General features: G+C 46.0%; 13 protein-coding genes. 11 read left to right on the top strand and 2 right to left on the bottom strand.

All coding sequences use genetic code 11. The annotated features are described in order from the left end of the window. Window positions 1–18 precede the first annotated feature (18 nt). The gene (locus tag ACFVVF_RS09705) at window positions 19–1,185 is read left to right on the top strand and encodes a P1 family peptidase (RefSeq protein ID WP_387807716.1); all 1,167 of its coding nucleotides are present in this window, start codon (window positions 19–21) and stop codon (window positions 1,183–1,185) included. A 105-nt stretch (window positions 1,186–1,290) separates the two neighbouring features. On the opposite strand, the gene ACFVVF_RS09700 is transcribed toward ACFVVF_RS09705, so the two are convergent. Further along, on the bottom strand, window positions 1,291–1,848 hold the full coding sequence (locus ACFVVF_RS09700; protein WP_387807714.1) for a TetR/AcrR family transcriptional regulator: 558 nt from the start codon (window positions 1,846–1,848) through the stop codon (window positions 1,291–1,293). A gap of 149 nt (window positions 1,849–1,997) precedes the next feature. Between ACFVVF_RS09700 and ACFVVF_RS09695 the strand changes: the two genes are divergently transcribed. Together ACFVVF_RS09695 and ACFVVF_RS09690 are read left to right on the top strand one after the other, a co-directional pair. Next, window positions 1,998–2,987, top strand: a complete 990-nt coding sequence (locus tag ACFVVF_RS09695; protein WP_387807712.1) for an SDR family NAD(P)-dependent oxidoreductase — start codon at window positions 1,998–2,000, stop codon at window positions 2,985–2,987. Between the two features lie 264 nt (window positions 2,988–3,251). Continuing rightward, entirely contained in the window at window positions 3,252–4,349 is a 1,098-nt protein-coding gene (locus ACFVVF_RS09690; RefSeq protein WP_387807709.1) for an MBL fold metallo-hydrolase, read from the top strand. 94 nt (window positions 4,350–4,443) lie between these two features. Here the strand turns inward: ACFVVF_RS09690 and ACFVVF_RS09685 are convergent, their stop codons facing one another. Continuing rightward, window positions 4,444–5,292: a LysR family transcriptional regulator gene (locus ACFVVF_RS09685; protein ID WP_387807707.1), complete on the bottom strand. Its 849-nt coding sequence runs from the start codon at window positions 5,290–5,292 to the stop codon at window positions 4,444–4,446. Window positions 5,293–5,453: 161 nt separating this feature from the next. Between ACFVVF_RS09685 and ACFVVF_RS09680 the strand changes: the two genes are divergently transcribed. The 8 genes from ACFVVF_RS09680 (at window position 5,454) to ACFVVF_RS09645 (ending at window position 13,760) form a co-directional block, all read left to right on the top strand. Continuing rightward, entirely contained in the window at window positions 5,454–6,428 is a 975-nt protein-coding gene (locus ACFVVF_RS09680) for a DMT family transporter (RefSeq protein WP_387807705.1), read from the top strand. 107 nt (window positions 6,429–6,535) lie between these two features. Then, window positions 6,536–7,324, top strand: coding sequence for a polysaccharide deacetylase family protein (locus ACFVVF_RS09675; RefSeq protein ID WP_387807702.1), 789 nt, complete (start codon window positions 6,536–6,538; stop codon window positions 7,322–7,324). An 87-nt stretch (window positions 7,325–7,411) separates the two neighbouring features. Then, window positions 7,412–7,984: a YdcF family protein gene (locus ACFVVF_RS09670; RefSeq protein ID WP_387807699.1), complete on the top strand. Its 573-nt coding sequence runs from the start codon at window positions 7,412–7,414 to the stop codon at window positions 7,982–7,984. Window positions 7,985–7,994: 10 nt separating this feature from the next. Beyond that, complete coding sequence (locus ACFVVF_RS09665) at window positions 7,995–8,813, top strand: GNAT family N-acetyltransferase (RefSeq protein ID WP_387807696.1); 819 nt, start codon at window positions 7,995–7,997, stop codon at window positions 8,811–8,813. 229 nt (window positions 8,814–9,042) lie between these two features. Further along, window positions 9,043–10,623: a helix-turn-helix domain-containing protein gene (locus tag ACFVVF_RS09660; RefSeq protein ID WP_387807694.1), complete on the top strand. Its 1,581-nt coding sequence runs from the start codon at window positions 9,043–9,045 to the stop codon at window positions 10,621–10,623. A 172-nt stretch (window positions 10,624–10,795) separates the two neighbouring features. Beyond that, the gene (locus ACFVVF_RS09655; RefSeq protein WP_387808972.1) at window positions 10,796–11,980 is read left to right on the top strand and encodes an alpha/beta hydrolase family protein; all 1,185 of its coding nucleotides are present in this window, start codon (window positions 10,796–10,798) and stop codon (window positions 11,978–11,980) included. Window positions 11,981–12,000: 20 nt separating this feature from the next. Continuing rightward, a complete protein-coding gene (locus tag ACFVVF_RS09650; RefSeq protein WP_387807692.1) occupies window positions 12,001–12,978 on the top strand; it encodes an ABC transporter substrate-binding protein in 978 nt (325 codons plus the stop codon). Continuing rightward, window positions 12,978–13,760 (top strand): IucA/IucC family C-terminal-domain containing protein, encoded by a 783-nt coding sequence (locus ACFVVF_RS09645; protein ID WP_387807689.1) that lies wholly within the window; start codon window positions 12,978–12,980, stop codon window positions 13,758–13,760. The genes ACFVVF_RS09650 and ACFVVF_RS09645 overlap by 1 nt, the downstream gene beginning before the upstream one ends. Window positions 13,761–13,817: the final 57 nt, after the last annotated feature.

Genomic DNA, 13,817 nt, shown 5'->3' with positions numbered 1-13,817 from the left:
GAAATCGGAGTTGAAATCATGGAGAGAAAGAAAGTAAATTTGACCTCGAAAATGAAACCAGCAGCGGTGTACCGGAGCAAAGGAATTTCTAAAAAGTACAACAACATTTATAAGAGCGGGAAGCATCCCGAGAAGGCAGCAGATCAAGATGATCGCGGCATACTTAATCATCCGATTGGGCCAAGTGCAAGCCGTTTAATTGGCCGGGGAGTAAAGGTTCAGGGCAAAGGGAGCATTACCGATATTCCGGGCATTCTGGTGGGGCATGCAGAGGACCAAAGCGGCCGTACCGGTTGTACCGTTATTTTGTACCCGAAAGGCGCAGTTCCCGGTGTGGATGTGAGAGGCGGTTATCCGGGTACGGAACAGACAGATGCGATTAAACCCGGAACGTCTACGGATCTCATACAGGGGGTTCTTCTAACGGGCGGCAGCAACTTTGGACTTGCGGCAACAGCAGGAATTGTGAACTGGCTTGCAGAGCACGGGTATGGTACCCCGACAGATGCCGGGCCAGTCCCCACCGTGCCTGCGGCTGTTATATTTGACCTTTATTATGCAAAAGGCTCGCCAAGGCCAGATACACAGCTGGGCTACAAGGCGGCACAAGCTGCGAAGGGCGGTAATGTGGCGCAAGGAAGTGTTGGTGCCGGAGCGGGTGCAACAGTTGGGAAAATCTACGGTACACCGATGAAGGGCGGTGTTGGAACCGCTTCTTGGCAAATCCCGGGCGGGCCAATCGTAGCTGCTATTGTCGTCGTCAATGCTCTGGGAGATATTTGGGATGATGATCATATTATAGCCGGGGCGCTCAAGCCTAATGGGAATTTTGTTAATCAGACCAGGGCGATTCTTGAAGGAATACCGCCAATGACGAATTCGACCCAGAACAGAAGCACAACGATCGCTGTTATCGCTACGAATGCCAAGCTAGACAAAGCTGAGGCAGGAAGGGTTGCGACCCTTGCCCATGACGGAATGGCGCGGGCGATTTCCCCGGTGCATATTCAAGCTGACGGGGACACTATATTCTGTATGGCGACTTGCACCGATACTAGCGGGCTTATTGGCAATGCTGCCGTAACTGCAGTCGGCACTGCCGCAGCCGTTGTGCTCGAGCAAGCCATCGTCCGGGGAGTAAGGGCAGCCCAAGCGCAAATTAAACATCAGCAATACCGGAAGTAGAGGCTTTTAGTGGGGCAGAATTGAATGAAACAGAAAAACACGCCGAATTAAGGCGTGTTTTTCTGTTTCATAAAGCTGCTCGCCGTCCTGATTCTGAATCCTTTGTTATGGTTCGAGAATGACTTCGACCAGCTGCTGAATTAATTGCTGCAGCTCGTTTGAATTTTTAGCAACGATTTTGAACCCGCGCAAGGAGCTTGTTAGCAGGTAAGCCAGCTGCTGAGGATTCAGCCCTTCACGTTTTCCATAAAGCTCGAATTGTTCTTCTATCAATGAAGCCAATATCTGTTCGAATTTCCGATAGCTCACGTCTAACGCCTCGCGGGCGAATTCATAGGAGCTGTCTGTAATTTCTCTAATTTCCGGTGAATGCAGCGCTTGGTCGAATATATTAATCGCCCAAACCTCAAAAGCATAAAAGATTTTTTCCTTCGGTGTGCCGCTCTTCGGCAGCCCTTTTTGTATTTCCTCTATCAGGCTGTCCCCATTATATAGTATGGCTGAATTAAATATCTCCTCTTTACTGTTGAAAAATAAGTAAAGACCGGCCCGTGAAATTCCAGCGGCCTGAGAAATATCATTCATTGAAACTCGCTTATATCCGTATTTGTAAAATACCTCTAGCGCGGTTGAAACAATGTGAAGCTTCTTTTGCTCGTCCATTTAACACTGCCCCAGTCTTGATTACTGTCATTTTATTATATAGACACTTTACAATATTTGTCCACTCGTTTATTATACGCATATAGACAATTATCGTATTTTGTCTAGTTGTATAAATAAATGAACCTCAAAAGGAGAGCATGATAACGATGAGTACAGAACAAAAGCCGCTGCAATCCGGATTTGGATTTCATACTACAGCACAGGAAGCTTTGGCGGGGCGTGATCTCCATGGGAAAATAGCCATCGTAACAGGCGGTCATGGAGGCATTGGACTTGAAACGACCAGAGTTCTCTCGAAAGCCGGAGCTACCGTTATTGTCGGAGCCCGGAATGTAGAGCAGGCACAGCAGCAAGTAAGTCAATTGAGCAGCGTAGAAGTCCTTCAATTAGATCTTTCCGACCCAGCCTCCATCGATGCGTTTGCTGCCGAGTTTCTGAATTCCGATCGTCAGCTTGATATGTTAATTAACAATGCCGGTGTTACAGCGCCGCCGGAAATTAAAGATTTTCGCGGCTATGACACGCAACTGGCGACCAACTATTTGGGTCATTTTCAATTGACCGTCAGACTTTGGGAGGCATTGAAAAACTCGGGCAACGCCCGGGTCGTATCGCTTTCCTCCATCGGTCATATGGACGGACAGGTTGAATTGAGTGATCTTAACTTTAACACCAGACCGTATAACACAGACATTTCGTACGGACAATCGAAAACGGCATGCTCGCTTTTTGCCATTGAGCTGGATAAACGGGGGCAGCAGCATGGCATCCGCGCATTTGCTGTCCATCCTGGAGGTATTTTGACAGGCTTAACCCGTCATTTATCGGATGAGGTGCTCGCACTCTGGGGCGTACATCGTGATGCTGCAGGAAACTTTATTTCCCCTGAAGGGTTTAAAACCGTCGAGGAAGGTGCCGCTACTACGGTCTTCTGTGCAGCAAATTCAATATTAGAAGGCCAGGGCGGCGTATACTGCGAAGACAGTGATATAGCGGAGCTGGTTTCTGATGATTACAGTGAGCGCAGAGGTGTTCGCAACTGGGCAATTAATCCGTCGCTTGCGGAGTCACTGTGGGAACAAAGTGAGGTGCTGCTGAACATCCCTCATGGCACGATCCCTCAAGCTTCGAATTAACCCGATGCAACCGGTAATCATTTATCTTTCGAAAGCTATCATAACTAGAGCTAACAGGTACAAAAGCGATCGGGACTTTTCCTGGCAGCCTGAGGGGCAATCATCGATTGCCCCTCATTTTATATAGACGTGATATTGGCTGGCAGAAGGCAGAATAGCTAAGCATTCGTCAAATCCTAGGCCAACACTTGACTTAAAGTTCACTTTAAGGCTTACAATAGAAGCTGCCCGTGTTCATCCCGATAAAAGAAGGAGAAGCCTTGAATGTGGAAGTTTATCATTATTTTAGTTGTAATCGCTTTACTGATTTATTTGGTTATCGCATATTATCCGCCGCTGGGCGGTAAAAGCTCGGCAGACAGTCAAAAACGAATTCACAACTCTCCGAACTTTGCCAATGGGAAGTTCAGCAATCAAATTGACACCCCTATGAAATATAGTTTCAAGGATACCGTGGAAGCTTTATATAAAACGGTGAAAGGAACTCCCAATAGCCGGCCAAAGAAAAGCCTGCCTTCCGTTCCGTTTGATTCAGAGGCTTTCTCGGATAGCGGTGACGATCAAGTCATCTGGTTCGGCCATTCGACCCTATTGCTGAAAGTGAGCGGAGTGAAGCTGCTAATTGATCCTGTATTTTACGACTATGCAGCGCCGGTCCGCTACTTCGGTCCAAAGCGCTACAGCTACGAGCTCCCGGCAACGATTGAGGACTTGCCTGAGATTGATGCTGTTCTTATCTCGCATGATCATTACGACCATCTGGACTATGACTCTATCCGCAAGCTGAAAGAGAAAGTAAAGCAATTTATCGTGCCGTTAGGAGTCTCGGGCCACTTAACGAAGTGGGGGATCGATCCGGAGCGTATTGTGGAGCTTGACTGGTGGGAAGAGCAGCCGTTCCAGGGACTTACGGTGGTCAGCACGCCTGCCAGACATTTCTCCGGCCGCAGCGTGAATGATTCAGGCTCGACCTTATGGAGCTCGTGGGTCATTATGGGCGACAGATCGAAAATTTATTTTAGCGGGGACAGCGGATATGCGCCTCACTTTAAGGAGATTGGCAGCAAATATGGGCCATTTGATCTTACGCTGATAGAAACGGGTCAATATGACGAGAAATGGGCAAACATTCATATGACTCCTGAAGAGTCGCTGCAGGCTAATCAAGAAGTGCAAGGAAAGCTCATGGTTCCGATTCACTGGGGAGCGTTCACGTTAGCGTTGCACAGCTGGACAGATCCGATAGAGAGGGCTAAGCGGGCTGCAGAACAGCTCGGTACTGCACTGGCGACCCCAAAAATAGGAGAACCGGTCATTATCGGAGCCGAAGAGTTTCCGGCTTCAAAATGGTGGGAAGAATAAACGGAATGATAATAAGCAATCGCTCTGCCACGTAATGGTGACGGAACGATTGCTTTTATTTTTATTTTTATTTTTGTAATTATTGGTGTGTTATTTAAACGAGCTGTAATTCTTCGATAAAAGAACGAAGAGTAGGGGTCAGATAGGAATCTTTTTTACAGATAAATACGGTTGTGACCTCATGATACGGTTTCGGTATGCTGTAGCCTCTAATCATTCCTTCATCAATGAGCCGGCGGACGGATGATTTCGGTACAATCGTAACGCCAATTCCGGCCGTTATACTGCCGATAATAGTATCAAACGATCCGAATTGCATAATCTGCTTCGGAATAATTCCTTCGTCTTTCAGCCAGCCTTCCAGTCTCTCACGATAACCGCAGCCCTTGTTGAAGAGCAGCAGCGGCTTCTTCAGGAGATCATCCATTGAAAAATCCTCATTTTTTGAAACGAGTATAAGCTCCTCCCGAAAAACCTCATAACAATCAATGAGCGGATGCTTCACTGGGCCTGTAACAAATGCCCCGTCCAATTTCATGCTTGTTACGTCTTGGAGCAGCTGTGCGGTCACACCTACTGTCAGCGATAAATCTACATGGGGGTGCTTCTCAAGATACTCGGACAGCAATCCAGGCAAACTGAAGATGGGTTCGACAACCCCAATGTTAAGAATCCCCGAGGGATCGTCGCTTCCTTGAAAAGCACGTTTTATTTCTTCCATTTTCCCTAATATATCTTCAACATATTCAAGCAATCGCTTGCCTTCTGCATTCAAAACCATTCCGCGCTTATGACGGTAGAACAGCTCCGTTTGGAGCTCCTTTTCCAGCCGCTTGATTCTCGCTGTTACATTGGACTGGACATAGCTTAATTCAAGTGCAGCTTGACTTACACTGCCAAATTCAGCAACCGCTTTGAAGATTTTCAAGTCATTAATTTCCATTGTACTTCCCCCGCGCACCTTGCAGCCTATAAATATATGATTGAATAAGTATCATTTTAAATGATAGTAATGTCTATTTTCAATCGTTTTACTCAAGAGTTGCGAACCCTTATGATTAAGAACGTTATAGAGATCAGACAGCATGAGGGAGATGTAGAGAAGTGACAAGCAAGCAAGTTTTATTGGGCTCAGCATTATGTCTGACCGCCAGCGTTTCATGGGGGGCCATGTTCCCGGTTGCGCGTAGTGCATTACATAGCATTGATCCGTTTTATTTTTCTATGATTCGCTATTTGATCGTAACCATGATTCTCGTATGTATTCTTTGGATGAAAGAGGGACGCTCCGCGTTTCGATTTGAAGGTAAAGGACGAAAGCTCCTCTTTTATGGGACAATGGCATTTACAGTGTACAATTTTTTGGTATTCTCAGGCCAGAAGCTTATGGGAGATTCAGGCACGATTACAGCCTCGATTATGGAGGTGCTTATGCCTTTGATTTCCATCCTCATTCTTTGGTATAGGACGAAGAAAAGACCTGCTAGAGCCACACTAATCACCATATGTATCGCTTTAGCTGGCACATTGCTCGTCATAACGGACGGGAACCTTTCGTTTTTTTCTATGGCTGCTCAACATTTGGTTCCGGTAACTCTTATATTTTTCGGTGTTGTGGGCTGGGTGCTGTATTCTTTAGGGGGCAGTGAGTTTGCAGAATGGTCGACACTGAGGTACTCAACCTTAACCTGTCTGCTGGGGACATCCGTTTCAGTGGTGATCGTATTGTTTGGTACCCTATTCAACCTAATTCCTCTGCCAGCTTGGGAGACATTAGTCTCCGTTAGGTACGAGATGTCTTTCATGGTTATTATGCCGGGACTACTGGCATTATTGAGCTGGAATGCCGGTCTAAAGAAACTGACTCCCGTAAATGGAATTTTGTTCATCAGCTTAGTTCCGGTGACAACGTTTGTCATTATGATTTTTCAAGGCTATACAATAAGCATTTATGAATTTTATGGCGCTTTGCTGGTGATTTTCGCCTTAATCCGTAATAATATTAATCAGCGAAGAGCAGGGAAGATGCGTCTGCAAGCCGGCCGGAAGACAATTCAAGAGAATGTGTATGAACGTTAAGGAAGTGTAGCAAAATGGATTTCCAATATTCCTATCAAAAATCAAGTGAGGATTTTACACCGCAGAATAATAAGCACCCGCGGAAAAGAAAGAGAAATTACCGAAAAATGATCATCGTTACGGTTGTATTGTTGTTGATCATCTTTGGGACGGTTTATGTGTCAGCTGATCTGATAACGACATGGAGAAAGCATGATTTAAGTACGGATGTACCTGTAAGAGAATCAATAGAAAATCACCTCAATATCGATGTGTCGCCAACACCAAATGATAATCAGGCTGCGCATAAGGTGGTATATCTGACCTTTGATGATGGCCCCAGCAAATATACGAATGATATTCTGGATATTTTAAAGCAGAACGGGGCAAAAGCGACCTTTTTCATGATTGGCTCTCACTTAAATCGCCATACAGACGCGGTTATTCGAATGGTTGAGGAGGGCAGCTACCCGGGCCTTCACAGTATGTCGCATGATGTGAATAAATTGTATAAGAGCGGCAGTTCATCATGCTTTATTGAGGAATTCAAGCAGGAGCAGGAACTGGTGGGAGATCTTGTCGGCTTTGCTCCGGATCTCATTCGTGCCCCTTATGGAAGCAAACCTCATATCGATGAAGGGTTTCGCGGCGATATTGCCGAAGCCGGCTTTCGCATGTGGGACTGGACGGTAGATTCCATGGATTGGCATTTGGCGGGAAAGCCAGACAAGATCGTGGAGCAGGTTAGCCATAGCGTGCATCGGGATCTGGAAGTGATTTTGCTGCATGAGCGAGAGCAGACCGTTAATGCACTGCCGAAAATATTGGAGCTTCTCCATGATAGCGGCTACGAGTTTAAAGCCTATGATTCCAGTGAGCACGTCATAGCCAATTTTAGCGGTGATTCACGATTATAGTTCGATATGAGGTGGAAGGTTTCACACGCCCAAGTGTGGTAATATTAGGGAGGGTTGGACAATAAATGATAGATTGCAGGTGAGAGATTGAAATCAGTTTTCGTTAGAAGATTTTTAATAGCAGCAGCAGTTCTGTTCCTCTGGTTTATCATTCACACGACAATCATAATCATTGATGGGTTGAATGATGAATTGAAGCCTGTTGATGCAGCTGTAGTACTAGGGAATAAAGTAGAAACGAATGGTCAGCCTGCTGACCGGTTAAAGGCCAGATTAGACAGGTCTGTAGAGCTTTATAAAGAGAACTATTACAATTACGTCATTGTAAGCGGCGGTATTGGCAAGGAAGGCTTTGATGAAGCAGAGGTTATGAAGGCTTACTTAGTAGATAAGGGAATTCCGGGAGATAAAATTATCGAGGATAACAACGGGTACAACTCCTATATGACCGCTCAGAATACAAGCAAAATTATGAAAGATTTGAATTTAGATTCGGTTATGATTATTACGCAATATTTTCATATATCGAGAACCAAATTAGCTTTTAGCAAAATGGATATGAAGCACGTGTATTCCGCCCATGCTAAAATTTTTGATTTTAGAGATATTTACTCCTTAATACGAGAATTCCCGGCCTATTATAAATATCTCCTCAAATAAGGAGGAAGAGATGATTAAAGCAGATAGTTCGCATAAGGTTATTCATTATAAGAAGATAACAAGCGATCATTGCCCCAGTTTCTCAGGAATAGCTGCTGGTGAATGCAAGGGAGAATTATGGGTTGATCATTTAGAAAATGCGAATATTGCGATTGCGAATTCCTATGCAGTTGGAGGCTTTGCATTTCTTGGAGAGATTACATCCGAAGAACAATACAAAGAAGTTGAAAGGTTTATCCATGAAGAGCTGTTTGCATGGCTGAAATCGAAAGGGATTAATTACTTTGAATTTTCCATTGAAAATGATAATTTAAGAAGCCGTGTGCTGAAGATGTTCGGGGACAGAAATATAAAGAAAGAACAAGAATTCAGCTTCAGGAAAAAGGACGGAATTCCCGAATTGCTAAGTCTGCCAGCGGAATATACGATTCAACAAATAGATGAGAAGTTTTGGAATTTAATCGATGAAGGAAAGGTCGGAAATGGAGCTTTTGTCACGAAGAGAATACTGGGGTCATGGGAAAGCTTTGATGATTTTTGCGAAAAAAGCTTAGCCTATTGCATGACATACTTGAATCAAATTGTTGCGGTCATTGCAGGAACTGCAAAGTTCAATGACGTAATTGCGATTGACATAGAGACAAAGGAAGCACATCGGAATAGAGGCTTGGCACTAATAATGACTGAGAAGTTTGTGAACGAATGTGTAAGAAGAGGAATGACGGCTCAGTGGGATTGTGTGGAGTCGAACCTTGCATCCAGAAAACTGGCGGAAAAAGCAGGCTTTACATTCGTAAGAGAAAATGAAGTGTACGGGTTTGATCTATAAAGATCTGGAGGTGGGACGGTGAACTCCATTATCATTATATTTTCCGCCATTGTTTCAACGGCTTTATCATTATCTCCGTTGTTAGAAATAGAGAAATTAAAGCAGTCGTAAATTAAGAGTGCTTGCCTAGTTGTGGAAAATAGCGAAACAGAAAGACAGCCGTATCACGTTGACGGTATACTTAGAATTACTAATGACAACGGCAACGGGTATGCGGAGGTATGCTGTCTTGAACTCACTCAATGGATTTGGCAGGGAGATCCTGCACGTTATCGATATGCAGCGCATTGATTTTGCAGTAAACGGGGAGAAGAGTTATGCAAACTCAGATGCATACAATCTCATTATTTGCATACATGGGCAAGGATTGCTCGAATGGGGGCAAGAGGCTCTTTCCTTAGCTGAAGGAGATATTAGCGTACAGCCTCCGGGCCGCGAGCTGAAGCTGCGCACAGGTGACGGTGCTCCTTTAAAAGGATGGCTCATTCAATACCACTCCTATGTTCAGCAGGATAACGGCATGCTAATAAAGCCAACCAGCACACGTCATGAGTGGCTGAGCGTTCAATCTGTCAAACCATTGACGGATCTATGCGATACTTTACATCATACCTTCAGTATGGAGCAGCCTAACGGATACAGCATTCAGAGCGAGTTTTATCGGCTGATGGCTTTTATCGAAAATTCCAGGAAAACAGAGACCATAGAAGAGACAACAGCTGAAGCTATTGTTCGGGTATCCAATTTCATGCGGGAGCGCCTCGGTCAGGACTTCACACGGGCTGAACTGGCTCAGATGGCAGGTCTTAGCCAAGGCTATTTCTCCCGTGCTTTTCAGGAGCAGCTGGGAATAAGCCCGACCAAATTTATGATCGATTTGCGGATTGCTAGAGCGAAGCAGATGCTGCTATATGGAAATAGCGTCAAGGAGACGGCTGCTCAAGTCGGCATTGAAGATGAGTTTTACTTTAGCCGAAAATTTAAGCAGCATGCTGGCTTATCGCCAGTCGCATACATGAAGAGCAGAAGAAGGAATATCGCCAGTGTATCGGAGCCGATATCAGGCAGCTTGCTCGCCCTGCAGCTTCTGCCCAGGGCGGCGGCGTTTTATCCCACTCATAAGAAGTACGCGCAAATGCTCCATTTGCATGCGAATGAAGCGGGAAAGGGACAGTCCTGGCATAAAAATGTGGAGATGCTGCAAAACGCGGCTCCCGAGCTTATTTTCTGCACCGACTTTTTGTCAGACGAAGCGCAGTATGAGCTAGAGCAGGTTGCGCCTGTCATCCGTGTGCCTTGGCTTAAGGCGGATTGGCGGGAGCAATTGCTTCTCGTAGCCGAAGCAACAGGCTGCCGGAAGGACGGAGAGCACTGGCTGAAGGAGTATGAGCGTAAAGCAGATCAGATCAGTCGTAAAATCCGGCACCTATGGGGAAGTGCGACGATTAATATTTGCCGCATTACGGAGCAAGAATATCGGATATATGGAGATCGTAATGCAGGGGCAGTTCTCTATCAGGATTTGCGTCTATCTGCCGGTCATGAGCTGAAACAGATTGATGTGTACACTACGGTAGATGAGCAGGATCTAGCTTCATACGATGCTGACGCGCTTATTATAATGGTTGATCCGTCACCAAAGGCAGCAGCTGCTTGGCGGACGCTGCAAAGCAGCAGGACATGGCAAATGATGAATGCTGTGAAAAACCGCAGCATTTATGAGATCGGAACAGAGAAGCTGTTCGAGTATTCGGCGTGGTCGCATGACCGCTCCTTATCTTTTTTTGCCGAGCTGTTCGGGAAACGATAAAGCAGGCCCAGAGTAAGTGAAGTAACAAAAGTACAAAATAGAAGTTCCTATTGTCCATGTTAAATGACGGCACGCAGTGCTATCTTTTATTGAGAAAGAAAATCATTGTCACCAACGAGAGGAGGTACATCTAATCGCTGACTCTCCTTGGAACCTTGCACAATTGAGCCAAATGCCTTCTATCTATCCGTTGTTTGAGGATGAGGCAAACGGCATAAAAGCTATTTTTTATGACGGGGTTTCTTACAAAGGCAAGAAGACACGTGTTTTTGCTTACTTTGGCGTACCCGAAGCAACAGGATTAGTACCAGCCATCCTATTGGTTCATGGAGGCGCGGGGAGTGCATTTGCACAGTGGGTAAAGCAGTGGAATGACCGGGGATATGCGGCGATTGCAATGGATTTGGAAGGGCAAATTCCTTTTTCCAGCTATAATGAACTGCAACGGATATTAAACGGAGATCGCTGCATTGAAACAAGTGCTGTCCCGGCGGATTTTTCTCCGCACCCATGGAGCGGTCCGTCCAAACAGGGGGTATTCGCAGACTATGCGGAACCGCCACAGGATCAATGGTTCTATCACGCTGTTGCTGCAGTACTGTCTGCGCATACGATTCTTCGCAGCTTGCCTGGCGTAGACCCGGATCGGGTCGGTATGACCGGTATATCTTGGGGAGGCATTATTACAAGCTTAATGGCTGGTCTGGATAACAGGCTTAAGTTTGCTATGCCCATTTATGGCTGCGGCTATTTGTATGAGCCGGGCACATTTTACGGTGCGGGGTTTGCCGCCATGCCGCCGGATGCTGCAGAACAAATTAAAAGGCTCTGGGACCCGTCATCCTATTTGCATGACAGCCGAATCCCGATGCTGTGGCTGAATGGCAATCAGGACACTCATTTTCCCTTATCGATCTTTATGAAGTCTTATGAGCAGCACACGAGTAACGATGCCAATGCTCATCTGCATAGCAGAATTAGCATTCAGCATGGGCTGCCGCATAGTTATCCCGCCGCTTGGTCTTGCACGGAAAGCTATGCTTTTGCCGATAGTATGACAGGGAAAGGCTCTCCATTGATTCGGATTACACAAACGGAACAATGCGGTCAGTTGCTGCAGGTAAGCTTTGAATCTCAAATTGAGATCGCGGAGGCTGTTTTATACTGGTGCGAAGAAGCTTCAGACTGGCGAAGGACAAGCTGGAATTGTGTACAGGCTGAATTGATGCAAGAAGAAACGAGCGCAGAGCAAGGAAAGGCAGCCGTTCCTTTGCCCGGTGGAAATTGTACGTTTTATATGGAGCTTGTCAATGTGAAGGGCTGGAGAACGAGCACCGTCTTAATGAAAACAAATTGAACGGATTGAAGGAGAACTGTATGATGTCACGTACACTACTTAAAACTATTTACTCAGCATTTATTATTATAGCCTTGCTGCTGGTCGCAGCTGCATGCGGGCAGGCAAGCAATGAATCTGCACCAGAACCGACGGCTAGTCCTGAGGCTAGCTCAAGCACCTCCCAAGAAGCGGCATTTACATTCAAGGATACAAAGGGTGAACATTCTCTCGATAAGCAGCCTGCGCGTATCGCCACAACGGTTACTTATTTGACAGACCATATGATTGCGCTGGGTCTTACACCGGCATCGACAGTGAAATCGCAAAATCAGGATTTCCCTTTATATTTAAAGCCATTTTTGAACCAGGTAGACATTATTGGCGAGCAAGGCAAAGTGAACCTGGAGAAGCTGCTCGACCTGCAGCCTGATCTGATCATAACCGATACGAACAGCATCGATATTTATGACCATTATGCAAAAATCGCGCCAACTGCTATGTTGGAAAATGGCTATGTTGCCCCTGATTGGCAGACCGCCTTCCGTGCAACGGGGGCTGCTTTTGGGCTAGATGCTAAAGCCGAGCAGGTCATCCAGGATTATGACAAGCATATGAAAGAGGCTATAGCTCAAATCCATGATAAGGTTGCTGGTAAAACATTAATGGTGCTCCGTATCCGAAATGATATTCGCTACTACGGTGATATGGATTATAAATGGCTGTATGATGAATTTGGATTCTCACGGCCAGCTGTTTATCCTGTGACGAGCCCGGAGAGCCGTTATGAAGTGTTGTCCAAGGAAATTCTTCCGGAGGTTGATCCCGATTACATTCTGCTCATCAACGACAATGATGAAATTTACAATGAACTGGCGGGCTTCTCGTTGTGGAAAAATTTAAAGGCTGTTAAAAATGATCAGGTATATTCGGTTGCTTCCGATTCATGGTTTGGCGGTTATGGTCCAAATGCTGCAAATTCTATGCTTGATGATTTAGTAAGATTATTCGCGAAGTAATGAATAATGGGCTATGGGAGCAGCTAAGCAGCCATTTCGGCATCCAATTGCAGCAGGAGAAGGAAGCGGTCTGTACCCTGACCGGAGCTGAACTGACGGACCGAGAGGCTATGAGACATTTTTTGACCCTGTACAGTCAGCTTATTGAAGGAGAAGACCTGTCTGTTGGCGCAGCTTATTTCGGCAGCTGGTTTGGAGATTTGGCTGCAGCCTTGCTTTACAGTCTAGCCATACACCGGGCTGCCCCGCAGTTGCCCATATCCAATCTAACCGTACATCTTATACAAGAGAAGAACTTTGTACGTATCGCCTTTCAATTAGCAGAGGATGAAGTTCTGGCTGCGGACAATTGGACGGATTGGCAGGCTTGGCGTGAGGAAATTTTCCGACGTTTCTACAGTGAAACGGTTCAGCCCTTGTTTGCATTCCTGTCAGAGGCTAGCGGAATAAAGGCAGCGATTCTATGGGGACAATTGCCGACAGCGCTTCAAAACTACCGGGAAAAGCTGCATGGCATGTTCTCCGCGCAGGGTATGGATAAGGAGTTAAGCCAACTAGCTGAGTCGGATAACTATATGTGTCATGTGCTTGCTCCAGAAGTGTTCGGCCTGCGCAGAAATCCTTTTCAAGTGAAGGTCCGGTTTCTTGATCATCCCTTGGCGGCAGGGCAGAAGCTGGCTATCAAAAATACATGCTGCTTGCAATACAAACGAACAAATCGTTCCTACTGTTATACGTGTCCTCGGGTAACGGTGCAGGAAAGAGCCAATTGGAAGTTTTAGGCGGGCGTCATCTCACCGTGTCAGGCACGGGAGAGGTGACGTTTTTTTGCCAATTCG

The organism is Paenibacillus sp. NPDC058174, from assembly GCF_042883865.1.
In the GTDB taxonomy this organism is placed as follows: Bacteria; Bacillota; Bacilli; order Paenibacillales; family Paenibacillaceae; genus Pristimantibacillus.
Note: the sequence above shows the minus strand (reverse complement) of the source record. Positions and strands in the feature narration are given on the sequence as shown.

Excerpts from the sequence above, each read along its gene's own strand:
- ACFVVF_RS09705 (WP_387807716.1), top strand. The coding sequence starts at position 19 with ATGGAGAGAAAGAAAGTAAATTTGACCTCGAAAATGAAACCAGCAGCG.
- ACFVVF_RS09700 (WP_387807714.1), bottom strand. The coding sequence starts at position 1,848 with ATGGACGAGCAAAAGAAGCTTCACATTGTTTCAACCGCGCTAGAGGTA.
- ACFVVF_RS09695 (WP_387807712.1), top strand. The coding sequence starts at position 1,998 with ATGAGTACAGAACAAAAGCCGCTGCAATCCGGATTTGGATTTCATACT.
- ACFVVF_RS09690 (WP_387807709.1), top strand. The coding sequence starts at position 3,252 with ATGTGGAAGTTTATCATTATTTTAGTTGTAATCGCTTTACTGATTTAT.
- ACFVVF_RS09685 (WP_387807707.1), bottom strand. The coding sequence starts at position 5,292 with ATGGAAATTAATGACTTGAAAATCTTCAAAGCGGTTGCTGAATTTGGC.
- ACFVVF_RS09675 (WP_387807702.1), top strand. The coding sequence starts at position 6,536 with ATGATCATCGTTACGGTTGTATTGTTGTTGATCATCTTTGGGACGGTT.
- ACFVVF_RS09665 (WP_387807696.1), top strand. The coding sequence starts at position 7,995 with ATGATTAAAGCAGATAGTTCGCATAAGGTTATTCATTATAAGAAGATA.
- ACFVVF_RS09655 (WP_387808972.1), top strand. The coding sequence starts at position 10,796 with ATGCCTTCTATCTATCCGTTGTTTGAGGATGAGGCAAACGGCATAAAA.
- ACFVVF_RS09650 (WP_387807692.1), top strand. The coding sequence starts at position 12,001 with ATGATGTCACGTACACTACTTAAAACTATTTACTCAGCATTTATTATT.
- ACFVVF_RS09645 (WP_387807689.1), top strand. The coding sequence starts at position 12,978 with ATGAATAATGGGCTATGGGAGCAGCTAAGCAGCCATTTCGGCATCCAA.